Below are 23,589 nucleotides of genomic sequence, written 5' to 3'. Positions count from 1 at the left end.
AAACCATGCAACCCCAACGGGTCTTCGGCATCGGCAGCCTGCTGCTCGCCGTGCTGTTCGGAGCGCTTGCGCTGTACGATTTCCAGACGCGCCAGGCGGCGCATCGGCTGGCCATCGCCAAGCAGGGCGAGCTGCAGCACCTGGCGCTACAGAACGCCCAGCATGGCCAACGCACCCAGGCCGAGATGCTCGCCGACGGGCTGGCGAACAATCCGCTGCTGGTGGGCCTGGTCCGCGAAGCCGCACGGCGCCTCGACACCCCCGCCGCAGGCCAGGACACCCAGCTGTATGCCTTGCGGCGAAGGGCGATCGAGGTGCTCGAGCCGCCTTGGCGGGCCATGCAGCAGCACCAGCCGGTGCAACTGCACCTCTACCTGGGCAATAACGGTTTCGCCCTGCTGCGCCTGCAGGACCCCGGGCGCTTCGGCAGCACCATGACCGAGAGCCGGCCGCTGCTGCGCGAGGTGATGCGCAACGGCCAGCCGCGCTCGGACGCCGAGATCGACGGCTACGGTGCCAGCATTCGCGCCGTCGCCCCGATCCAGGATGCCGCCGGCAAGCCGATCGGCGCGCTCGAAGTCAGCCTCGGCTTGCTGCCCGAGCTGGTCGACCTCGGCGAACGGCTCGACGCCGGGCTGGCGCTGATGATCAATCGGGTCGCGCTGACCGAGGCGCTCGGCTACCCGCCAAGCGGCGTGCAGCTGGGGCCGGACTGGCTGTCGGGCGGGCACTCGGCGACCCAGGCCCTGCACTGGGCGCAGATGGGCACGCTGCCCAGTCCCGCCGAGGGACGGGTCTGGCGCCTGCTCGATGCCGACGAGCGGACCTTTCTGCTCAACCAGATTCCGCTCCCGACCCGTGCAGGCGAGGCCGGCAACGCTACCGGCCCGCTCGCCGCCGCGCTGGTCTGGCGCGACGTCACCGAACTGGTCGCCGAGCATGCCCGCGAGAGCCGCCAACTGCTGCTCAAATGGGCGCTCGCCTGGCTGATTGCCGAAGCGCTGCTGCTGCTGCTTGCGGTCCTGCTGTACCGGCGCATCCGCGCACAGCTACGCCACCAGCTGAGCCGGCGCCAACAGGAACGCAACCGCCGGCGCCTGCTCGACCGGGCGCGCAAGATCGCCCGCCTGCTGCCGGGCATGGTCTTTCAACTCAAGCGCTTCGCCGACGGTCGTTATGCGTTTCTCTATGTCAGCGAGGGTGCACGCGCGGTTTACGGTTTGCCGCCTTCGAGCCTGATCCGCGACGCCGGCTGCGCGCTGGCGGCGGTGCACACCGAAGACCTGCCGCGACTCAGGGGGACGTTGCTGCGCCTGGCGCTGCAGGGTGGCAGCGCCTCGACCGAATGCCGCATCCGCCACCCCGAGCGCGGGCTGATCTGGGTCGAATGCCGCGCCAGTGCCGAGCGCCGGCGCGACGGCTCGGTAGTCTGGCAAGGCTTCGTCACGGAGATCACCGAAGTGATGGAAGCCACCCGTGCGCTGCAGAAGAGCGAAAGCCGCTTCCGCGCGATGGTCGGCAACCTTCCCGGCGCGGTGTACCGCTGCCGCAACGACGGCGAGCGGCGCATGCGCTATGTCAGCGAAGGCATCGAGCGCCTGACCGGCTACCCCGCCGAGCACTTCACCGGCGACGGCGCACAGCGCTACTGCGCCCTGATCCACCCGGACGACCGCGACTGGGCCCGGCTGGCGCCCGAGCGCGGCAGCCACGAGCTGACCTATCGCCTGCGCCACGCCGACGGCAGCACCGTGTGGGTTCGCGAGCGAGCCCGCCTGCTGCATGACCGAGACGAACCGCTGGGCTGGTGCGACGGCTTCATCTGGGACGTTACCGCGCAGGCACGCGCCGAGGCCGAGATGCTGGAGCGCGAGCGCTACCTGCGCATGCTCATCGACAATGTGATCGATGCCATCGTGATCATCGACGAGCACGGCCTGGTCGAATCCTTCAACCATGCCGCCGAGCGGATTTTCGGCTACCGCAGTGACGAGATCGTCGGGCGCAACCTCTCGCTGCTGATGCCCGAGCCGGTGCGCTCGGCGCACGACCATTACCTGGGCGAATATGTCAGCGGCGCGCAGCCGCGCGTGCTGGAGCGGACCCGCGAGCTGCAGGCCCAGCGCCGTGACGGTCAGGTGTTCAGCATCGAGCTGCGCGTCTCGCAATTCAGCCACCACGGCCAGCGCAAGTTCATCGGCCTGGTGCGCGACATCAGCGAACGCAAGCGTGTCGAGCGGATGAAGAGCGAGCTGGTCTCGATCGTCAGCCACGAGCTGCGCACGCCGCTGACTTCGATCAATGGCGCCCTCGGGCTGATCGCCGGCGGCGCGCTCGACACCCAGCCCGAGCAGCTGCGGCGCATGCTGCAGGTCGCCCACCAGAACAGCCAGCGCCTGGCGCGGCTGATCGACGACCTGCTCGACATGGACAAGCTGGTCGCCGGCAAGATGAAGTTCGAACTGAAGGTCCAGCCGCTGGCACCGATCCTCGCCCAGGCGCTCGACAGCAGCCAGGGCCATGCCCAGCAGCAGCAGGTCCGGCTGCGTCTGACGGCGGTGCCGGCCGTGCAGCTGAACGTCGACGAGAATCGCTTGCAGCAGGTCTTGGCGAATTTCCTCTCCAACGCGGTCAAATTCTCGCCGGCCGGTGGCACCGTCGAACTCTCGGCGGGTGCCCGGGCCGGTTGGGCACGGATCAGCGTGAGCGACCAGGGGCCGGGCATCCCCGACGAGTTTCGCGCCCGGATCTTCCAGAAGTTTTCCCAGGCCGACTCGTCCGATACGCGCCAGAAGGGCGGCACCGGGCTGGGGCTGGCGATCTGCAAGGAGCTGGTCGAACGCATGGGCGGGCGCATCGGCTTCGAGTCCGAGCCCGGCCGTGGCACCTGCTTCTGGTTCGAACTGCCGGTCGCCCGGCCGCCGGCACAGGCTTCAACCGACACAACCTTTGAACGAACAGCGGAGAACGAGGATGAGCGAGCTGAGACGGATCCTGCACATCGAGGATGACCCTTCCATCCAGTCGGTCACCAAGCTGGCCCTGGAAGCGGTTGGCGGGTTCGAGGTGCTGAGCTGCTCGTCCGGCGCCGAGGCCCTGCGCGAAGCACCCGGCTTCGCCCCCGATTTCGTCCTGCTGGATGTGATGATGCCCGGCATGGATGGCCCGGAAACCCTCGCCCGGCTGCGCGAGTGCATCGATCTGGAGAAAATTCCGGTAGCCTTCATGACGGCCAAGGTGCAGAGCAGCGAGATCGATCACCTGCGCAAGCTCGGTGCGCGCGACGTGATCATCAAACCCTTCGACCCGATGCGTCTGGCCGAGCAGATTCGCTCGATCTGGAGTGCTGGCCGATACTAGGGTAGCCCCAGGCCCCGCGCCTTCTTACCGACCCCGTACAGGCCATTCATGCAACCACCCAAAGCAGGCACGGATGCCGATGCGCACCACAACGAGCTGTCCCGGCTGGCGGCGCTGCTGCGCTACGAAATCCTCGACTCGGCCGAAGAGGCGGCCTTCGACGATTTCACCCAGCTGGCTTCGCGCCTGTGCGATACGCCGATCGCGCTGATCTCGCTGGTCGACGACCGCCGCCAGTGGTTCAAGAGCCGGGTGGGCCTTGCGGTCAGTGAAACGCCGCGCGACATCTCCTTCTGCAGCCATGCGATCCGCAGCAGCGAAATCTTCGAGGTGCCGGACGCCCTGGCTGACCCGCGCTTTCGCGACAACCCGCTGGTGACCGGCGAGCCCGGCATCCGCTTCTATGCCGGCACCCTGCTGCGCACCCCGGACGGTCACAACCTCGGCACGCTCTGCGTGATCGACCGCAAGCCGCGCAGGCTGAGCGCCGATCAGCGCGACGCGCTTGGTCGCCTCGGCCGCCAGGTGATGCGCCTGTTCGAGCAGCGCCTGTTGGCGCGCCGGCACGCCGAGCAGGCCGCGCTGCAGCAGGCCATCCTCAGCAGCGCCGCCACCGCGGTGATGACCACCGACATCCTCGGCCGGCTGGAGAGCCTCAACCCGACTGCCGAGCGACTGCTCGGCTACAGCGCAGCGGAGCTGGTCGGCCGCGGCATCTGCAACACCCTGTTCGACCCGATCATGCTCGAGCACCGTGCGCGCCTGCTGGCCGAAGAGTTCGGCCACCCGGTGCAGGCCTGCTTCGACGTGCTCACCCTGCCGCTCGAGCGCGGCCTGCCGGAAATGGCGCAGTGGCGCCTGCGCCACCGCAACGGCAGCGATGTCCCGGTGCTGCTGCACGTGATGGCCATCCGCGACGAGGACGAGCGCCTGCATGGCTACCTGCTCAGCGCCTTCGACCTGGCCTACCAGGAGCAGCTGCAGCTGCGCCTGCAGCAGATCGCCGCGCAGGTGCCGGGCATGCTCTACCAGTTCCACTGGCGCCCGCGCGGCGGTGGCGAGTTCCCCTACATCAGCCAGGGCGTGCAGGACATTTTCGGGCTCAGCGCCGGGCAGATCAGCAACGACATCCGCACCATCTACAAGCGGGTGCACCCGGCCGACCTGCGCGAGGTGCAGCGCAGCCTGCGTCAGGCGGCCAGGCAGCTGGTGCCCTGGCAGGCCGAATACCGCGTCGAGCATCCCGAGCGCGGGCTGCGCTGGGTCGAGGCACGCGCCACCCCGCTGCCCCAGGCCGACGGCACGGTGCTCTGGAACGGCCTGGTCACCGACATCACCGAACGCAAGGCCGAACAGCTCGAACTCGACAAGCAGCAGGAGATGAACCGCCGCCTGCTCGAGGCCCTGTCCGAAGCGGTGATCGCCTGTGATGCCGAAGGCAACCTGACGGTCTTCAACGAAAAGGCCAAGCAGTGGCATGGCGGCGATGCCGAGGCGATTTCGCCGATGCAGTGGGCCAGGCGCTACCACCTCTACCTCGCCGACGGCGTGACGCCGATGCCGACCGAGCAGATTCCGCTGCTGCGTGCCTTGGCCGGCGAGCACATCGCCGACCTGGAAATGGCGATCGTCTGCAACGGCGCGCCGCGCTACGTGATCTGCAACGCCAACCCGCTGTACGGCACGGGCGGCCAGCTGATGGGCGCGGTGACGGTGCTCTACGACATCACCGAGCGCAAGCGCATCGAGCGCCTGCAGCGCGAATTCATCTCCACCGTCAGCCACGAGCTGCGCACCCCGCTGACGTCGATCACCGGGGCGCTGGCGCTGATCAGCGCCAACGTTCTGGGCCAGGTGCCGGAGCCGCTGCGCGAGCTGCTGGAGATCGCGCACCAGAACAGCCAGCGCCTGAGCGCCCTGATCGACGACCTGCTGGACATGGACAAGCTGCACGCCGGCAAGATGCGCTTCGACATGCGCCAGCAAGCGTTGGCACCGCTGCTGCGCAGCGCCCTGCGCGCCAATTACAGTTACGCCGAGCGCCGCGGCGTCGAGTTCCGCCTCGAGCACTGCGACCCGGTGCTGGTCGAGGTCGACGCGATGCGCTTGCAGCAGGTGCTGAGCAACCTGCTGTCCAACGCCGCGAAGTTTTCCCCGGCCGGCGAGCACATCGACGTGCGCGCCGACCGACGTGACGCCTGCGTCCGCGTCAGCGTCCGAGACCACGGGCCCGGCATTGCCGACAGCTTTCGCGAGCGGGTCTTCCAGAAGTTCGCCCAGGCCGATTCATCGGACAGCCGCCAGCAGGGTGGCACAGGCCTGGGACTGGCCATCAGCAAGGAGTTGATCGAACGAATGGGTGGACATATCGGCTTTCACTCCGAGCCGGGCCAGGGCGCCTGTTTCTGGTTCGAGCTGCCCTGCCAGGAGGCGCCGGTCAACGGCGTCGCATCGGCATGAATTCGCTCCGGCGCATCCTGCACGTCGAAGACGTGCCGTCGATCCAGGTCATCACCCGCATCGCCCTGGAAAAGCTCGGTGGCTTCGAAGTGCGTACCTGCTCGTCGGCCCAGCAGGCGCTCGACGAGGCGGCCGACTTCGCGCCCGACCTCATCCTGCTCGACGTGATGCTGCCGCAGATGGATGGCGTCGAGTTGCTGCACGCCCTTGGCGAGCGGCTCGACCTGACGCAGGTGCCGGTGGTGTTTCTCACCGGCCAGACTCAATTGGACAATCTCGAGCAACTGCAGGAGCAAGGTTTGCGCGCCGTGATCAAGAAGCCCTTCGACCCCTTGCAGCTGGCCAGGCAGCTGCGCGACATCTGGGATGCCGCGCATGGGTGAGCAGGCACGCCTGCTGCTGCAACAGCAGCTACAGGCGCAACGTGAACAGTACGCCGCACACCTGGAAAGCGAGCTGCCGGAACTGGCCGCGCTGGCCAGCCGGCTGCAGCAGCCCGGGGCGCTGGAGTCGCGCCGCCAGCAGGTGCAGAACCTGCGCGACCGCCTGCACCGCATGGCGGGGGCCGCAGGCACCTTCGGCTTTACCCAGGTGGGCAATCGCGCGCGCGCCCTCGAGCAACGCATCGACCGCTGGCTCGACAGCCAGAAGCCCAGCGGCCAGGCCCTGGCAGCGCTGGCCAGCAGCATCGGCCAGTTCGCTGGCGAAGCGTTCGTCATCGACAGCGAGCTGGCATTGCCGCTGCACCCGGAAACGGATGAAGAGCTGTCGTCGGGTTGCCGCATCTACCTGCTCGACAGCCTCGCCCTGGCCGCGCAGGCCACCGCCCAGGCGCTGCGCAATTTCGGTTACGAGGTGCTGCTGTGCCAGGACCGCCCGGCGCTGCGCCAGGCGATCGCCCGGCAGGCCCCCGATGCGCTGGTGGTCAGCGTGCGCGACGACGCCGACCTGGCGGAAGTCGCCGCACTGCAACAGGGGCTCGAGGCGCCGATTCCGCTGCTGGTCATCCATGAACGCTTCGACTTCGCCAGCCAGCTCGCCGCCGTGCGCGCCGGCGCCCAGGGCTATTTCGCCCGGCCGCTGAACATCACCCAGCTGGAGACCGGCCTGGAGCGCTGCCTGAACCGCCCGCAACACGAGCCCTACCGGGTAATGATCGTCGACGACGATGCGGTCCTCGCCGAGCACTACAGCCTGGTGCTGCAGGACTCGCAGATGCAGGTCAGGCTGACCTCCGCGCCGGAGCAGGTGCTGGACATGATGCAGGCCTTCAATCCCGAGGTGCTGCTGCTGGACGTCAACATGCCCGGCTGCAGCGGCCCGGAACTGGCGCAGATGATCCGCCTGCACGACGAATGGCTGCGCGTGCCGATCATCTACCTCTCCGCCGAAACCGACATCGCCCGGCAAATGGCTGCGCTGCTGAAGGCCGGCGACGACTTCATCACCAAGCCGATCAGCGACAGCCAGCTGATCGCCTCGGTGTTCTCCCATGCTCAGCGGGCGCGGGCGCTCAGCAACGCGCTGGCGCGCGACAGCCTGACCGGCCTGCTCAAGCATGCCGACATCAAGGAGCAACTGGCGCTGGAGGCCTACCGCGCCTCGCGGGCGAACAAGCCGACCAGCGTGGTGATGCTCGACCTCGACCACTTCAAGGCGATCAACGACACCCACGGTCACGCCGCCGGGGACAGCGTGATCCGGGCGCTGGCCAACCTGCTGCGCCAGCGCCTGCGCCGTATCGACAGCCTGGGGCGCTACGGCGGCGAGGAGTTCGTCGTGGTGCTGCCCGAATGCCCCGCCGCCGAGGCGGCACGCATCTTCGACGAAATCCGCGAGCGCTTCGCCGAACTGACCTTCAACGGCAGCGGCGACCGGCCGTTTCGCGTCACCTTCAGCGCCGGCATCTGCGAAACCGAAGGCGATGCCGCGGCCAGCGCCCTGCTCGAGCGCGCGGACCAGGCGCTGTACCGGGCCAAGCACGACGGCCGCAATCGGGTGCGCATCGCCGCCGCACAGGCCTCGGCCAGCCGCTGAGGCGAACGTGCCGGCTCCGCCGGGTCTATAGCGAGGTATAGATCCCGGCCAGAGGAGTCCTGGTTTGCCGGCACGCCCCGCGAAAGCTTGGCATTGGCTGGCGTTTCTGTTCGCGTCGATCCTGCTCGTCGCCCTCGGCTGGCAGGGCAAGCGCACCCAGGAAGCGCTGCTTGAAACCAATCGCTCGGTCAGCGACAGCCTGGAAATCATCACCTCGATCCAGGCCATGCTGTCGTCGCTGCAGGACATCGAGACCGGCGCGCGCGGCTTCATGCTGACCGCCGACTCGCGCTACCTCGAACCCTACGAACGCGGCCTCGAACAGCTGGAATGGCGGCGACGCGCACTGTTCGAACAGCTGCGCGGGCGCGAATACCCCAGCTGGCACTGGTTCGACACCCTCGACTCGACCATCGCCGCACGGCTGCAGGTCGCCGCGCAAAACATCCAGTCGCGCCGCAGCGAGGGCCTGGCCATCACCATCGAGCGGCTGCAGCGTTCGGGCAGCAAGGAGCTGATGGATCGCTTGCGCGGCATGCTCAATGCCGTCGAACAGCACGAGCATCGACGTCTGGCCGCTGCCAACGAGGCCGTGGCGCAGGCGACACGACACAGCCAGCGGCTGGCGCTGATCGGCAGCCTGCTGGTGGCACTGCTGTCGCTGGCCGCGTTCTGGGCCGTGCAGCGCAACCTGCGCATCCGCCAACGGCTGGCTGAAGGCGCCCAGGCCGGCGAAGCCCGCCTCGACGCGCTGCTGCAGGCCATTCCCGACCACCTCTATGCGGTCGACGTACAGCGCCGGGTCACCACGCTTTCGCAGGGTGCACCGCACCGCGGACCGCCGCCAGACATCATCGAGCCGCTGCTGCTCGACCTGGCGGCGCGCCACGAGGACGGCCAGCTGCGCCAGACCCTGTGGTGCGAACCGCAGACGCGGCGGATCTTCGAGGTGCGCCTGATGCCGACCGGAGCAGGCGAACAGCTGGCGATCGCCCGCGACGTCAGCGAACTGGAGTACAGCCGCGACTCGCTGCGCGAGCAGCAGCTGTTCCTCCGCCGCGTGGTCGACAGCGACGAAAACCTCATCTTCGTCCGCGACGCGCAGGGGCGCTTTCTGCTGTGCAACACGGCCCTGGCGGCCGTGCTGGGGCTGCAACCGACCGATATCGAGGGGCGCACGCCGGCCGAGGTGCCGGCCGCGCACCTGTTGCAGCCACTGCTGTTCGGCCAGGGCGAACTGCGCATCAGCGAGGTCGCGCTCACCGATGCCGACGGCCAGGAGCGCTGGCTGCAGGTGGTCAAGCGCCCCCTGCGCATCGCCCCGGGGGGCACCCGGGTGGTCACGGTGGCGGTGGATATCTCGCTGCGCCGACGAATGGAGCAGATGAAGACCGAGTTCATTTCGACCGTCAGCCACGAGCTGCGCACCCCGCTGACCGCCATTCGCGGCGCACTGGGCATGCTCATCAGCGGCACCGCCGGGCCGCTCGACGAAGGCCTCAAACCGCTGCTCGGCATCGCGCACAAGAACACCGAGCGCCTGGTGCGGCTGATCAACGACATCCTCGACATCGAGAAGCTCGAGGCCGGCCGGCTGGCCTTCGATCTGCGCCGCTGCGATGTATGCCCCCTGCTGGAGCAGGCGCTGTTTGACCTCGCGCCCTACGCCCGCGAATACGACGTCAGCCTCGAGCTGGCTCCGCAGGCCGAGCCGTTCGCCAGCGAAGCGCGGCTCGATGCGGATCGTTTCACCCAGGTGATGGCCAACCTGTTGTCCAACGCCATCAAGCATTCGCCGCGCGGCGCCACGGTAACGGTCGACCTGCAACGGCACGGCCAGCAGCTGGAAATCGGCGTGCGCGACCGCGGCGCTGGCATCGCCGAGGATTTCCGCCCGCGCGTCTTCGAGCGCTTCGCCCAGGCGGACGCCTCCGACGCCCGCCAGCGCGGCGGCACCGGCCTGGGGCTGGCGATCACCCGCGCCTTGATCGAGCAGATGGGCGGGCAAATCGGCTTCGACACCCGGGCCGGCGAGGGCACGCGCTTCTGGTTCCGCCTGCCGCTTCCAGCCGACGCCGACCCACCGCCCGATACCACGGTCGTCGCCCCCGAGCCGCGGGCATCAGGCAGCGGACCGGCACGGATTCTCATCCTCGAGCCGGACGCGGCCGCCGCCGTGCAACTGGCCGAGGCGGTCAGTGCGCAGGGCTATCAGTCCGTCATCGCACACAGCGCCGGGCAGGCCCGCGAACTGCTCGGGCAATACGTTATCCATGCGCTGACGCTGAGCCCGGCGCTGGACGACGCGGACAGCCTGGATTTCCTGCAAAACCTGCGCAGCCAGCCGCGCTATCAGCAGCTGCCGGTGCTGATCGTCGGGCTGCAGCCACAGCGCCGTGCGGAAGATGACGGCGCGCTGCGCGGCGGCGCGGTCGGCGTGATCGACTGGCTGATCAAGCCCGTCGACCCCACGCAGGTGTTGCGCGTGATCCAGGCCTGCCTGCCGCCCCGCCACGGCCGGCCACGCCTGCTTCATGTCGAGAACGACGAGGATCTGCGCACCCTCCTGGCGCGGCGCTTCGAGGCGCTGGACGTCGAGCTGCACGGCGCAGCGACGCTGAGCGAGGCGCGCCAGCTGCTCGCCGCGCAATCCTTCGATCTGGCGATCATCGACCTGATGCTGCCCGACGGCAGCGGCAGCGAATTGTTCGACCAACTGGCGCAGAGCGACCCGCCGCCTCCGGTGATCCTGTTCTCCGCGCTCGACGCCCCGGTCCATGACAGCCGGCTGACCCTGCGCCAGCTGGTCAAGTCGCGCCACGACGGCGAGCAACTGGCCAGGCTGATCCAGCACCTGCTGCAACACTGGCCGCCACTCGCACAACCCGACACTGACGAGGTTCACCGATGACCGAATCCGCCAGCCAACGCATTCTCATGGTCGAGGACGAGGAGGACATCGCCTTTCTGATCCGTTTTCTGCTCGAGCGCCACGGCTTTGCCGTCGAGCACGCGGCCGACGGCCGCCAGGCGCTCGACTGCCTGGCTACGAACGCACCGCCCGACCTGGCGCTGATGGACATCATGCTGCCCTATCACGACGGTCTGGAACTGATCGAGCGGCTGCGGGCGCAACCCGGCTGGGAAACGCTGCCGGTCCTGATGCTCACCGCCAAGGCCCGCGAAGTCGACGTGGTGCGCGCGCTGGAACTCGGCGCCGACGACTATGTGACCAAGCCATTCCAGCCCGAAGAGCTGCTGGCGCGCATTCGCCGCCTGCTGAGGACGCGCCGATGAGACGCCTGGCCCTGTGGCTGTCGCTCGCGCTGTACGGCACCGGAGCCTGCGCCGGCGTCGCCGAGGCCGAGCGCCAGGTACGTGAACAGCGCCTGGACGCAGCGCGCCAGACGCTGGAGACGCAACTCGCCACGGCACCGCAGGACCGTGACGCACGCTTTCTGCTGGCGCGCGTGCTCGCCTGGCAGGGCCACGCCGAGCAGGCGCTGCCCCTGTACCAGCGCCTGCTGAGCGAGCAGCCGGACAACGCCGACTACCTGCTCGGCCAGGGGCAAGCGCTGCTCTGGGCCGGCTTCCCGCAGCGCGCACTGGTCCCGCTGGAACGCGCCGAGCGCCTCGCACCGGGCTATACCGAAGTGCAGCAAGTCATCCAGCAGGCGCGCGCCGCCCTCAGCGTGCCGGTGACAGGCGCCGCGCCAACCGTCGCCGCGCCAGCGACCCGCCGGCATGAACTGGAGATCTCTGCCCGCCAGGACTGGCTCGACAACGGCTTCGACAACTGGCGCAGCCAGCGCCTGGATTACGCCTCGACGCAGCCCGAGGGGCTTGGCTGGTATGCCGCGCTGTTGCGCGAGCAGCGTTTCGGCGAGTGGGACGAGGGCGCCGAACTCGGCGCCGTGGTGCCGCTGGACGAGAACTGGGCGCTGCAACCGGAAATCGGCTACCAGCCCTCGCCCTACTTCCTGCCCGAATGGCATGCCGACCTGCGCCTGCAGCGCCGACTGCCGCACGGCTATCTCGGCGCGCTGAGCCTGCGGCGTACCGAGTATGCGACCACCCGGGTCGACCGCCTGGCGCTGGCGGCCGAACGCTACTGGGGCAACTGGCGCGCCGGCTACACGCTCAACCTCACCGATGTCGCCAACGCCGGTACGCCGATCGGCCACGACCTGGCGCTGGACTATTACTACGACGGCCTGAGCTACGCCGGCCTGCGCCTGACCGCGGGGGAGGAGGAGGCGGTCGAGGAGCGCCAGGTGATCACCAGCGACGTGCGCGCCATCAGCCTGCAGGGTCGCCACTGGTTCAGCCGGCGCTGGGCGCTGACCTGGGAAATCGGCCATCACCGCCAGGGCGACTATTACGACCGCCAGTGGCTGCAGCTCGGCCTGCGCCATGCCTTCTGACGGATCGATGCGCTGCCCGGCCTGGCTCTGCGAAGCGCCGGCAGACCTCATCGCGGCGCTACGCCCGGAAGATGCAATCCTGCAGCTGGCGTTCTACTGCGCGCTGGCCCTGGCCGGCCTGACCCTGCTGGTGTTGCTGCAGGTGCTCCTGCTGGGCGAGCTGACCCGGCTGCGCGGCCGGCGCCGGCAGGCCTTCAACGATCACTGGCGCCCCTACTTCGCACTGTGCAGCCTGAGCGACGAACTGCCTGAAGCGACGGCACCGCGTGCCCGCAACCATCGGCTGTGGTTTCTCTTGCAATGGAACCGCACCCAGCTGCAGTTGCGCGGCGCCGCCCACGAGCGGATGAATCGCGCGCTGGTCGCCCTGGGCATGGAGCGCCGGGCGCTGGACCTGTTGCGCGGCCGCGTTCGTGCCCGGCTGATCGGCCTGACCTGCCTGCGCCACCTGGCCGACCCGCGTCACTGGGAAGCGGTGTTGCCGTTGCTGCGCAACCGCAACACCAGCGTTGCCCTGGCCGCGGCGCAGACGCTCATCGCCATGGACCCGGCGCGCGCCATGCAGACCCTCCTGCCGCTCGCCGCGCAGCGCGCGGACTGGGCGCTGCCACGGCTCACCGGACTCTGTCTGCAGGCCGGCGCCGAGGCGGTTACCGGCCCGTTGCTGGCCCTGCTGAACCTGCTCGACGAGCCGCAGCGCACGCGCATGGCGGCACTGCTGGTGTACGGCGACCCACGTCACGCCGCGCCCTGGGCTCGCGCCCGGCTGGACGAGGGCGCCGCCGCCGAAGCCTTGCAGATCGCCCTGCGCTGCCTCGGCGAGCTTGCCGACCCGCGTGATCGGACGCGCCTGCAGCGAGCCCTGGCACACGCCGGGGCCGACGTGCGTCTGGCCGCCCTCGAAGCGCTGCAGCGCCAGGCGCGCCGCGACGACAGTCCGCTGTTCGTGCCCCTGCTCGCCGACAGCAACTGGGCGGTACGCCAGGCCGCGGCCGACGCCCTGGCGCACCTGCCCGGCGCCACGCCGGAGCGACTGCAGCATCTGCTGCAGGAGGTCGACGACCGCTACGGCCAGGACGCCCTGCGCCGTGCCATGGTGGAGCTGAAGCGATGAGCGTTGACTGGCTCTGGTGGCTGCAGCTGGGCTTCCTCGGCTACTTCCTGCTGCTCAATGGCACCTATCTGCTGCTCAATCTGCTGTCGATGGCCAGCCTGATGGGCTACATGCGGCGGCGCGCCGAAGCGGGCGAAGCTGCGCCCTACCTGGGCGTGGAGCCACCGGTGTCGGTGCTCATGCCCGCCTTCAACGAAGAGGCGACCATTCGTACTTCGGTGCGCTCGATGCTGCAGTTGCAGTACCCCGAGTTCGAGGTGGTGGTGATCAACGATGGCTCCAGCGACCGCACCCTGGCCTTGCTGATCGAGGAATTCGAGCTGCTGCCGCATCCCGAGCCGCTGCGCCAGGCGGTGCCGCACCAGCCGGTCACTGCCATCTACCGCTCGCGTCGCTACGCCAACCTGCGGGTGGTGGACAAGGCCAACGGCGGCAAGGCCGATGCGTTGAACGCCGGCATCAACGCGTCGCGCTACGGCCTGTTCTGCGGTGTCGACGCCGACTCCATCCTGCAGCGCGACAGCCTGCTGCGGGTGGTTCAGCCGTTCCTGGAAGACGAGCGCACCATTGCCGCCGGCGGCACCGTGCGCATCGCCAACGGCTCGCAGGTGCGCGGCGGTTTTCTCATCCGCGCCGGGCTGCCACGCAACTGGCTGGCGCGCTTTCAGATCGTCGAGTATCTGCGCGCCTTTCTCTTCGGCCGCCTCGGCTGGTCGCCGCTCAACGCGGTGCTGATCATCTCCGGCGCCTTCGGCCTGTTCGACCGTGAACGGGTCATGGCCGTCGGCGGCTACCGCACCGATACCGTGGGCGAGGACATGGAGCTGGTGGTGCGCCTGCATCGCCATCATCGCAAGGCGCGCATCCCCTACCGCATCCGTTACCTGCCCGACCCGATCTGCTGGACCGAATGCCCCGAAGACCTCGGCACCCTCGGCCGCCAGCGCAGCCGCTGGCAGCGCGGCCTGGCCGAAAGCCTCGGCCGGCATACGCGCCTGGCCTTCAGCCCGCGCGGCGGCACGCCCGGCTGGCTGGCCTGGCCGTTCATGACGCTGTTCGAATGGCTCGGCCCGCTGATCGAACTGGCGGGCTACGGATTCATGCTCGGCGGCTTCGCCCTGAGCGCCGTATCGCCGGCGGCCCTGGCCCTGTTCCTGCTCGTGGCGATCGGCATGGGCATCCTGCTGTCGGTCAACGGCCTGCTGCTCGAGACGTTGTCGTTTCATGTCTACAGCCGCCGCCGCGACATGCTGCAGCTGTTTCTCATGGCGGTGCTGGAGAACTTTGGCTACCGCCAGCTCAACACCCTGTGGCGCGTGCGCGGCCTGTGGCAGTGGTTTTCACGGCGCAAGCATCACTGGGGTGTGATGCGCCGCAGTGGCAGCTGGGGCCAGTGACTCGGCCGCTCTGTGGCGCTGCCGGCACGGATCGGGCGGTGATCCGTGCCAGCGCCGTGTCGGCTGCTACAGCTTGATCCAGGTCGCCTTGAGCTCGGTGTACTTGTCGAACGCATGCAGCGACTTGTCGCGGCCGTTGCCCGACTGCTTGAACCCCCCGAAGGGCGCCGTCATGTCGCCGCCGTCATACTGGTTGACCCACACGCTGCCGGCGCGCAGGGCGCGCGCCGTGCGGTGCGCCTTGGACAGATCGGCGGTCCACAAGGCAGCGGCCAGCCCGTAGGGGGTGTCGTTGGCGATCGCCACCGCCTCTTCGGCGCTGTCGAAGGTAATGACCGAGAGCACCGGGCCGAAGATCTCCTCGCGGGCGATCTTCATCGCATTGTCGACCCCGTCGAACAGCGTCGGCTCGACATAGACGCCACCGGTTTCCTCCAGGGTGCGCGCGCCGCCCAGCAGCACCTTGGCCCCGGCTTCGCGGCCGGCCTCGATGTAACCGAGCACGGTATTCAGCTGCCCGTTGTCGACCAGTGCGCCGACGTTGGTCGCCGGATCGAGCGGATTGCCCGGCTTCCAGCCCTTGAGGGCCTCGACGACCATCGGCAGAAAGCGCTCCTTGATCGAGCGCTCCACCAGCAGGCGCGACCCTGCAGTGCATACCTCGCCCTGGTTGAAGGCGATGGCGCCGGCCGCTGCCTGGGCCGCCGCAGCCAGATCAGGCGCATCGGCAAAGACGATGTTCGGGCTCTTGCCGCCGGCCTCCAGCCAGACCCGCTTCATGTTCGATTCGCCGGCGTAGATCATCAGCTGCTTGGCCACGCGGGTGGAACCGGTGAACACCAGCGTATCGACATCCATGTGCAATGCCAGCGCCTTGCCCACCGTGTGCCCGTAGCCGGGCAGCACGTTCAGCACACCGGCCGGAATACCGGCCTCGATCGCCAGCTGGGCGACACGCAGCGCGGTCAGCGGGGATTTCTCCGACGGCTTGAGGATCACCGAGTTGCCGGTCGCCAGCGCCGGGCCTAGCTTCCAGCAGGCCATCAGCAGCGGGAAGTTCCACGGCACGATGGCGGCGACCACGCCCACCGGCTCGCGGGTGACCAGCCCCAGCTGGTCCTCCGGTGTTGCGGCCACCTCGTCGTAGACCTTGTCGATCGCTTCGCCATTCCAGCGGATCGCGCGCGCGGCGGCCGGCATGTCCACCGCCAGGGCGTCGGCGATCGGTTTGCCCATGTCCAGGGTTTCCAGCAGCGCCAGCTCTTCGGCGTTCGCCTCGATGAGTTCGGCGAAGCGCACCAGCACGGCCTTGCGCCGTGCCGGCGCCATGCGCGACCAGACACCGCTGTCGAAGGCCGCCCGGGCGCTGGCCACGGCCTGTTCGGCGTCGGCCTCGTCGCAACTGGCTACCTGGGTCAGCAGCCGCCCATCCACCGGACTGATGCAGTCGAACACCTCGCCCTTCGCCGCCGGCGTGTAGCGCCCCTGGATGAAGGCGCGACCTTCGATGTGCAGATCGCGCGCACGCTGTTGCCAGTCGGCGAGGGTCAGAGTGGTCATGGAGCGTCCTCTTGTGGATGGAGTCGAATGAGCTGCGCCAACCAGCCGAGCGGCGGGATCCCGCAGGACCCGCCAGGCGGTTTGCGCCTCGTCAGACAGGCACCCTAAATGAGCGGCCCTGGGCTATCAATATTTTTTACGAAAGCCCAGGATATCGGCTTGTTTTGTTCGTTTTATTAAACATAGACTCCAGGCATCGCTGTGCAAGCACCGCCCGGTCGCCACACAGCATAGCCGCCGAACCCGCATTCCTGCCGGAGCTTGCCATGGCCAACGATTTCCACCCCAGCGCCTCGCCCGATCATTTCTGGATGCCCTTTACCGCCAACCGCCAGTTCAAGGCCAGCCCACGCTTGCTGGAAAAGGCCGAGGGGCTGTACTACACCGCCAGCGACGGCCGCCAGATCCTCGATGGCACCGCCGGTCTCTGGTGCTGTAACGCCGGCCACGGCCGACGCGAAATCAGCGAAGCGGTCAGCCGGCAGATCGCACAGATGGACTTCGCGCCGACCTTCCAGATGGGTCATCCGCTGCCCTTCGAGCTGGCCGAGAAGCTCAGCCACATCACCCCCGCCGGGCTCAGCCGGGTGTTCTTCACCAACTCGGGTTCGGAGTCGGTGGACACTGCGCTGAAGGTCGCGCTGGCCTACCAGCGCGCCATCGGCCAAGGCACGCGCACGCGACTGATCGGCCGCGAACTGGCTTATCACGGCGTCGGCTTCGGTGGCATCTCGGTCGGCGGCATGCCGAACAACCGCCGCGCCTTCGGCGCCCTGCTGCCGGGGGTCGACCACCTGCCACACACGCTGGACCTGGCGCGCAATGCCTTCAGCCGCGGCTTGCCGCAATATGGCGTGGAAAAGGCTGACGAGCTGGAGCGACTGGTCACGCTGCACGGCGCAGAGAACATCGCCGCTGTGATCGTCGAACCGATGTCTGGCTCGGCCGGCGTGATCCTGCCCCCGGTCGGCTACCTGCAGCGCCTGCGCGAGATCACCGCCAAGCACGGCATCCTGCTGATCTTCGATGAGGTCATCACCGGCTTTGGCCGTGTCGGCAAGGCCTTCGCCGCCGAACGCTGGGGCGTCACCCCGGACATGATCACCTGCGCCAAGGGCCTGACCAACGGCTCGGTGCCGATGGGTGCAGTGTTCGTGGCCGATCACCTGTTCGAGGCGTTCATGACCGGCCCGGAAAGTGCCATCGAGTTCTTTCACGGCTACACCTATTCCGGGCATCCGGTGGCCTGTGCCGCGGCCCTGGCGACCCAGGAGATCTATGCGCGCGAGGGGCTGTTCGAAAAAGCCATCGAGCTCGAGCCGTACTGGCAGGAGGCGCTGTTCAGCCTGCGCGACCTGCCCCACGTGATCGACATCCGCACCGTCGGGCTGGTTGCCGGCGTGCAGTTCGAGGCACACCCCGACGGGGTCGGCAAGCGCGGCTACGAGGTGTTCCGTCAGTGCTTCGAAAAGGGTCTGATGGTGCGTGCCAGCGGCGACACCATTGCGCTGTCGCCGGCATTGATCATCGACAAACCGCACATCGATGCGATGATCGAGCGCTTCGCCGACGGCATTCGTGCAGCCGCCTGAGCGGCTGCCTGCACAAGCCGCCAAAACGAAAGAACCCGCCGATTGGCGGGTTCTTCGTTCAAGGGCCGATCAATTACTTGATCTTGGCTTCCTTGTAGATCACGTGCTTACGAACGACCGGATCGAATTTCTTGATCTCGATCTTGTCGGGCGTAGTGCGCTTGTTCTTGTCGGTGGTGTAGAAGTGGCCGGTACCGGCGCTGGACACCAAACGGATCAGGTCACGCATGATTGTTCTCCTTAAACCTTCTCGCCACGGGCGCGCAGCTCGGCCAGAACGGCGTCGATGCCACGCTTGTCGATGATGCGCATGCCCTTGGCGGAAACGCGCAGACGCACGAAGCGCTTCTCGGACTCGACCCAGAAGCGGTGATGCTGCAGGTTCGGCAGGAAACGACGACGGGTTTTGTTGTGTGCGTGGGAAATGTTGTTCCCGGTTACCGGACCCTTACCGGTAACTTGACAGACTCTCGACATGCCTCAGCCCTCTAAACCACATGCCCAACCCGGCATGGGTTGGCCGCTTGAAATCAATTGTCATCTGGCGCTTGGCGCCGCGTTTCATCGGGGTCTTACCGGCTACGCTGCGAACGAACAAAGCGTGCCCCTAGAAAAGAGCGCTGCTTTATATCAGAAACCCCCCGGTGCAACAAGCGCGGTGTGGTTTTTCCACCCGAACGGTTGCCGCTGCGCGCATCTTGCGCGATGCCGTCTCGCCGGCGTTCCGCTTCCTTTATAAGCCCGCCTCGCGCATCCCCGCATGCCGCACTGCCGCTGACGGGGCGATCTGTTATCGTTCGCCCCGCTGCCCTTTTGCCGGAACCCCAGAGCATGACCGACCACCCCGACTCCAGCCCACCCAAGGACCGCAAGTTCGTCGAGGCCTTGGCCCGCGGGCTCGAGGTGCTGCGGGCTTTCACCCACGGCTCGGTAGTGCTCGGCAATCAGGACATCGCCCGCCTCACCGGCCTGCCGAAGCCGACCATCTCGCGCCTGACCTACACCCTGACCCGCCTCGGCTACCTCAGCTATTCACCGCAGCTGGAAAAGTACCAGCTCGATTCCGGCGTGCTGGCGCTCGGCTATGCCTATGTCTCGAACCTGCGCGTGCGGCAGCTGGCCAAGCCCTACATGGACGACTTTGCCCGGCGCACGCACACCACGGTCGGCCTGACCTGCCGCGACCGGCTGTCGATGATCTACGTCGAGAACTGCCGCCCCGCCGAGGTCACTACCCTGCGCATGGATGCCGGCGTGCGCCTGCCGCTGGCGACCACCGCTGCAGGTCGGGCGTTCCTTGCCGCCACGCCGGAAAAGGAGCGCGAGCATCTGCTGGCCGCGCTGGCCGCCAAGTACGGCGATGAATGGGCGCCCATCGAAGCCTCGCTGCGCGGCTCGTTCGCCGAGTACGAGCGCGACGGCTTCTGCCTGTCGCTCGGCGACTGGGACCGCAACGTGCGCGCCGCCGGCGTGCCGCTGCGCCTGGCCGACGGCAGCATCATGGCGCTGACCTGCGGAGCGCCATCGTTCCAGCTCGACGAGGCGACCCTGCGCAGCTCGCTGGCGCAACAGCTGGAAATGCTCGCCCGCGACATCGAAAGCCTCGGCGTCTAACGTCGCCGTTCAGACCGCCGCTGCGCGCACGCTGTCCCAGGCGATCTGCGCCAGCAGCTCGCGGTACTCGGCCAGCGGCCGCTTGCTGCGCCCGGCCAGCCAGTTGCGCGCCATGTCCTGGCTCGGCCCGATGACCACCGAAACGAAGCACTCGCCGGGCAACTCACGAAACGCGCCGGCCTGGCGGTGCTTGCGCAACACGCCCGCAATCCGCTCGCCATGGGCCTGGTTGAACTGCCGCAGGCGCTCGCCAGCCTCGCCGGCTTCCACCCGCCCGCGATTGTGCAGGATGAAGCGCGCCCAATCGGGATGCTCGACCACCCAATCGATGTAGCCGGTCACGAACAGGCGCACGCAGGCCTCGGCGTCGAGCGTGTCGATCAGGCCTGCTTCGAGCAGGCCTGCGTACTGGCCAATGCCTTCCAGATAGAGCGCGGCGATGATCCGCTCGCGGTTGCCGAAGTGATGATAGAGGCTGCCGATGCTGGCGCCCGAGCGGTCACGGATCATCTCGATCGTGGTGCCGTCGACGCCGTGCTCGCTGAAGCAGGCCAGCGCCGCCTGGAGAATCTGCTGCTTGCGGCCATTGCCGGCCATAGGCGCTCCTTGACTAGAAAAATATTCTAGAACTATATTCCAGCCGGCCTATGTTGCCACGCCGTCGCCCTGCCCTGCACCGGAGAACAATAATGAAATCCTTGCACCCTCAGGCACGCCGCCTCGAAAACCGTCAGGGCCAGGCATTGGCCAGCTACTGGTACGCGCCGCGCGGCGAAGCCCGTGGGGTCGCACTGCTCGCTCCGGCCATCGGCGTCCCCCAACGCTTCTACCGCGACTTCGCCGCCTGGCTGGCCGAGCGCGGCTACCTGGCGGTGACCTTCGACTATCGCGGCATTGGCGAATCGCACTGTGGCCCGCTGCGCGCACTCGAGGTGGACATCCTGGGCTGGGCGCGCGGCGACTGCAGCGCGGTGCTCGACGCCGTCGCCGAAGCTGCCGGCGACCGCCCGCTGTACTGGCTCGGACACAGCCTCGGTGCGCAGATCGTCCCCTTGGTCGAGGGCCATGAACGCATCGCGCGGGTTATCACCATCGCCGCCGGGAGCGGTTACTGGCGCGACAACAGCCCGCAGATTCGCAAGCAGGCATGGCTGCTCTGGCATGCCCTGGCGCCCGCGCTGACCCCACTGTTCGGCTATTTCCCCGGCAAGCGTCTCGGTGCGGTGGGCGACCTGCCTGCCGGCGTCATTCGCCAGTGGCGGCGCTGGTGCCTGCATCCGGAATATCTGGTCGGCGCCGAAGGCGACTGGATGCGCGACGCCTTCGCCGCGGTGCGGACGCCACTGGTATCGCTGTCGTTCACCGACGACGAAATGATGTCCGCACGCAGCACCGCTTCGCTGCACGGCTTCTACGTCAACGCACCCAAGCGCATGCAGCGCCTCGCACCGCAGGATGTCGGCGCGTCACGCATCGGCCATTTTGGCTTTTTCCGCCCCGCGCAGCGCGAAGCGCTGTGGGAACAGCACCTGCTGCCAGCCCTGGCGCCGGCCTGAGCCGGCGGGCGCCGGGTGGCAAACGCCGAAGGCGTTTCCACCGATCTGGGCCGAGCCGGTGGAAAACCGCTGCGCGAGCTTTCCACCGGCCGGCCGCCCTCACGCCACCTGCATCAACCCGGCGAACGCCTGGAGGTGGTGGTCGTCATCGCCGAACTCGTGGCCGATCATGACCAGGCGCTTGGCGTGGTGGGCCAGGTTGTATTCCCAGGTCATGCCGATGCCGCCGTGCAGCTGGATGGCTTCCTCGGCGATCTTGCGACCGGCGCGGGTGCAGATGTACTTGGCTGCAGCCAGCACGCGGCGGCGGTCGTCGTTGTCTTCGCCGTCGGCAAAGGTCGCGGCGAGGATCGCCATGCTGGTGGCCTGCTCCAGCTCGGTCTGCATGTCGACCATGCGGTGCTGCAGCACCTGGAACTTGCCGATCGGCACGCCGAATTGCTTGCGCGTCTTCAGGTAGTCGAGGGTCAGTTTGCAGGCTTCGTCCATGTTGCCCAGCGCCTCGGCACATTGCGCGGCAATGGCGCGGCCCTGCTGGTAGCACAGCGCGGCGAAGGCCTGGCCCGGCGCGCCGAGTACCGCGTCGGCAGCGACCTGGACGTTGTCGAGGAACAGCTCGCAGCCCTTGCGTCCGTCGATGGTCGGGTACACGCGGCGAGTCACGCCCTGTGCGCTCGGGTCGACCAGGAACAGGCCGATGCCCTGTTCGTCGAAGCGCTCGCCACTTACCCGTGCCGAGACGATGAGCCTGCCGGCGGTGTGCCCGCCGATGACCACCGCCTTGCGGCCGGACAGCCTGAAGCCATCACCGGCCGGCTCCGCCTTCGTCTGCACGTCGTTGAGGTGATAGTGGCTCTGCGGCTCTTCGAGCGCCACGGCCAGCTGCAGCGAGGCGGCAGCGACCTGCGGCAGCAGGTCGTGCTTTTGCGCGTCGCTGCCGAGCTGGTCGATCAGCCCGCCGCCGAACACCACCGAGTGCAGGTAGGGCTCGAGCGTCAGCCCGCGGCCCAGTTCGGTCATCACCAGCATGGTTTCCACGCCGCTGCCACCGAAGCCGCCGAACTCTTCGGCGAAGGGCACGGCAGTCAGGCCCAGCTCGCCGAGCTGGCTCCAGAACTCGGCGGAGAAGCCCTGCTCGGATTCGCGATATTTCTCGCGCCGCTCGAACGGGTAGGCGTCGCGCACCAGACGCGCCGCCGTGTCCTGCAGCATTTGCTGCTCTTCGGTCAGTTTGAAGTCCATTGCAGTGCCCCCTTACAGCTCGAGAATCATCTTCGAGACGATGTTCTTCTGGATTTCGTTTGAGCCGCCGAAGATCGACAGCTTGCGGAAGTTGAAGTAGTGGCCGGCCAGCGCGGGGATGTAGTCGGCGTGCAGCGGCTCACCGCTGTAATCGAGCTCCAGCTCTTCCTCGAGGAAGGGCAGCGCGTAAGGGCCGATGACCTTGCGCAGCAGGTGGGTGATCGCCTGACGGATCTCGGTGCCCTTGACCTTGAGGATCGAGGATTCGGCACCCGGCACACCGCCTTCCTTCGCCGCGGCAAGGATGCGCAGGGTGCTCATCTCGATGGCCATCAGCTGCATCTCGACTTCGGCGACCTGGGCGCGGAACAGCGGGTCGTCGAGCATCGGCCGGCCGCCCGCGGTTTCCTTCATGGCGATGCGCTTGAGCTGCGCCAGCGCCGCCTTCGACGCACCGATGCCGGCCAGGCCCGTGCGCTCATGGGTCAGGAGGTACTTGGCGCAGGTCCAGCCCTTGTTCTCTTCGCCGACCAGGTTTTCCACCGGCACCTTGACGTTGTCGAAGAAGACTTCGTTGACCTCGTGGTCGCCGTCGAGGGTGATGATCGGGCGCACGCTGATGCCCGGTGTGCTCATGTCGATCAACAGGAAGCTGATGCCGCGCTGCTGCTGCGCTTCCGGGTCGGTGCGCACCAGGCAGAAAATCATGTTGGCGTGCTGGCCAAGGGTGGTCCAGGTCTTCTGGCCGTTGACGATGTAGTGATCGCCTTCGCGCACCGCACGGGTCTTGAGGCTCGCCAGGTCCGAGCCGGCGCCCGGCTCGGAGTAGCCCTGGCACCACCAGTCCTCGCCGGAGAGGATGCGCGGCAGGTAATGGTCGATCTGCTGCTGGGTGCCGAACTTGATGATCACCGGGGCGACCATGTTGACGCCGAAGGGCACGGTGCGCGGCGCGCCATAGGCGGCGCACTCTTCGTCGAAGATGTGCTTCTCGACCGGGCCCCAGGTGGTCCCGCCCAGCTCTACCGGCCAGCCCGGCGCATACCAGCCGCGCTTGACCAGGATCTGCTGCCAGCGCTGGTGGTCTTCCTTGGACAGGTGCTTGCCGAGCTTGACCTTGGCGGCGATGTCCGCCGGCAGTTCGCTCTCGAGGAAGGCCCGCACCTCGTCGCGGAACGCGAGCTCTTCAGGCGTGAAATTGACGTTCATTGATGCATCCTCTGATCGTTCGAC

At 67.9% G+C, this 23,589-nt stretch carries 19 protein-coding genes; 13 read left to right on the top strand and 6 right to left on the bottom strand.

The annotated features are described in order from the left end of the window. The first annotated feature begins 5 nt into the window (after positions 1-5). From CL52_RS00915 to CL52_RS00870, 10 genes are all read left to right on the top strand, one after another. Positions 6-3,011: a PAS domain S-box protein gene (locus CL52_RS00915; protein WP_063613240.1), complete on the top strand. Its 3,006-nt coding sequence runs from the start codon at positions 6-8 to the stop codon at positions 3,009-3,011. Next, the gene (locus CL52_RS00910) at positions 2,974-3,360 is read left to right on the top strand and encodes a response regulator (protein WP_043217889.1); all 387 of its coding nucleotides are present in this window, start codon (positions 2,974-2,976) and stop codon (positions 3,358-3,360) included. Before CL52_RS00915 ends, CL52_RS00910 begins: the two co-directional genes overlap by 38 nt. Before the next feature lie 48 nt (positions 3,361-3,408). Next, entirely contained in the window at positions 3,409-5,820 is a 2,412-nt protein-coding gene (locus tag CL52_RS00905; protein WP_043217887.1) for an ATP-binding protein, read from the top strand. Further along, complete coding sequence (locus tag CL52_RS00900) at positions 5,817-6,203, top strand: response regulator (protein ID WP_041108843.1); 387 nt, start codon at positions 5,817-5,819, stop codon at positions 6,201-6,203. The genes CL52_RS00905 and CL52_RS00900 overlap by 4 nt, the downstream gene beginning before the upstream one ends. After that, positions 6,196-7,857 (top strand): diguanylate cyclase, encoded by a 1,662-nt coding sequence (locus CL52_RS00895; RefSeq protein WP_043222839.1) that lies wholly within the window; start codon positions 6,196-6,198, stop codon positions 7,855-7,857. The genes CL52_RS00900 and CL52_RS00895 overlap by 8 nt, the downstream gene beginning before the upstream one ends. A 64-nt stretch (positions 7,858-7,921) precedes the next feature. After that, the gene (locus CL52_RS00890) at positions 7,922-10,768 is read left to right on the top strand and encodes an ATP-binding protein (RefSeq protein WP_043217885.1); all 2,847 of its coding nucleotides are present in this window, start codon (positions 7,922-7,924) and stop codon (positions 10,766-10,768) included. Next, complete coding sequence (locus CL52_RS00885) at positions 10,765-11,154, top strand: response regulator transcription factor (protein WP_041108847.1); 390 nt, start codon at positions 10,765-10,767, stop codon at positions 11,152-11,154. Before CL52_RS00890 ends, CL52_RS00885 begins: the two co-directional genes overlap by 4 nt. Continuing rightward, positions 11,151-12,281, top strand: a complete 1,131-nt coding sequence (locus tag CL52_RS00880) for a YaiO family outer membrane beta-barrel protein (protein ID WP_043217884.1) — start codon at positions 11,151-11,153, stop codon at positions 12,279-12,281. The genes CL52_RS00885 and CL52_RS00880 overlap by 4 nt, the downstream gene beginning before the upstream one ends. Continuing rightward, positions 12,271-13,395 carry a HEAT repeat domain-containing protein gene (locus CL52_RS00875; protein ID WP_043217882.1) on the top strand — a complete coding sequence of 375 codons (1,125 nt, stop codon included), beginning with the start codon at positions 12,271-12,273 and terminating at the stop codon, positions 13,393-13,395. The genes CL52_RS00880 and CL52_RS00875 overlap by 11 nt, the downstream gene beginning before the upstream one ends. After that, entirely contained in the window at positions 13,392-14,792 is a 1,401-nt protein-coding gene (locus CL52_RS00870; RefSeq protein ID WP_043217881.1) for a glycosyltransferase family 2 protein, read from the top strand. The genes CL52_RS00875 and CL52_RS00870 overlap by 4 nt, the downstream gene beginning before the upstream one ends. A 66-nt stretch (positions 14,793-14,858) precedes the next feature. Here CL52_RS00870 and CL52_RS00865 read toward each other — a convergent pair whose 3' ends face one another. Next, positions 14,859-16,352 (bottom strand): aldehyde dehydrogenase, encoded by a 1,494-nt coding sequence (locus tag CL52_RS00865; protein ID WP_043217880.1) that lies wholly within the window; start codon positions 16,350-16,352, stop codon positions 14,859-14,861. A 266-nt stretch (positions 16,353-16,618) separates the two neighbouring features. Here CL52_RS00865 and aptA point away from each other — a divergent pair, with 266 nt between their 5' ends. Then, positions 16,619-17,944: an omega-aminotransferase AptA gene (aptA, locus tag CL52_RS00860; protein WP_041108855.1), complete on the top strand. Its 1,326-nt coding sequence runs from the start codon at positions 16,619-16,621 to the stop codon at positions 17,942-17,944. Positions 17,945-18,017: 73 nt separating this feature from the next. Here aptA and rpmG read toward each other — a convergent pair whose 3' ends face one another. Beyond that, positions 18,018-18,173 carry a 50S ribosomal protein L33 gene (rpmG, locus tag CL52_RS00855; RefSeq protein ID WP_003284185.1) on the bottom strand — a complete coding sequence of 52 codons (156 nt, stop codon included), beginning with the start codon at positions 18,171-18,173 and terminating at the stop codon, positions 18,018-18,020. Between the two features lie 11 nt (positions 18,174-18,184). Continuing rightward, complete coding sequence (gene rpmB / locus CL52_RS00850; protein ID WP_041108857.1) at positions 18,185-18,421, bottom strand: 50S ribosomal protein L28; 237 nt, start codon at positions 18,419-18,421, stop codon at positions 18,185-18,187. 354 nt (positions 18,422-18,775) lie between these two features. Between rpmB and CL52_RS00845 the strand changes: the two genes are divergently transcribed. Next, positions 18,776-19,558: an IclR family transcriptional regulator gene (locus CL52_RS00845; protein ID WP_043217876.1), complete on the top strand. Its 783-nt coding sequence runs from the start codon at positions 18,776-18,778 to the stop codon at positions 19,556-19,558. Positions 19,559-19,567: 9 nt separating this feature from the next. Here the strand turns inward: CL52_RS00845 and CL52_RS00840 are convergent, their stop codons facing one another. Beyond that, positions 19,568-20,155 (bottom strand): TetR/AcrR family transcriptional regulator, encoded by a 588-nt coding sequence (locus CL52_RS00840; RefSeq protein WP_043217874.1) that lies wholly within the window; start codon positions 20,153-20,155, stop codon positions 19,568-19,570. A gap of 92 nt (positions 20,156-20,247) precedes the next feature. On the opposite strand from CL52_RS00840, the gene CL52_RS00835 reads away from it, so the two are divergent. Next, positions 20,248-21,114 (top strand): alpha/beta hydrolase family protein, encoded by an 867-nt coding sequence (locus CL52_RS00835; RefSeq protein WP_043217872.1) that lies wholly within the window; start codon positions 20,248-20,250, stop codon positions 21,112-21,114. Positions 21,115-21,213: 99 nt separating this feature from the next. Here the strand turns inward: CL52_RS00835 and CL52_RS00830 are convergent, their stop codons facing one another. Continuing rightward, entirely contained in the window at positions 21,214-22,356 is a 1,143-nt protein-coding gene (locus CL52_RS00830) for an acyl-CoA dehydrogenase family protein (protein ID WP_043217869.1), read from the bottom strand. A gap of 12 nt (positions 22,357-22,368) precedes the next feature. Then, positions 22,369-23,565, bottom strand: a complete 1,197-nt coding sequence (locus CL52_RS00825; RefSeq protein WP_043217867.1) for an acyl-CoA dehydrogenase family protein — start codon at positions 23,563-23,565, stop codon at positions 22,369-22,371. Positions 23,566-23,589 lie beyond the last annotated feature (24 nt).

This window comes from Stutzerimonas balearica DSM 6083 (assembly GCF_000818015.1).
GTDB lineage: Bacteria > Pseudomonadota > Gammaproteobacteria > Pseudomonadales > Pseudomonadaceae > Stutzerimonas > Stutzerimonas balearica.
Note: the sequence above shows the minus strand (reverse complement) of the source record. Positions and strands in the feature narration are given on the sequence as shown.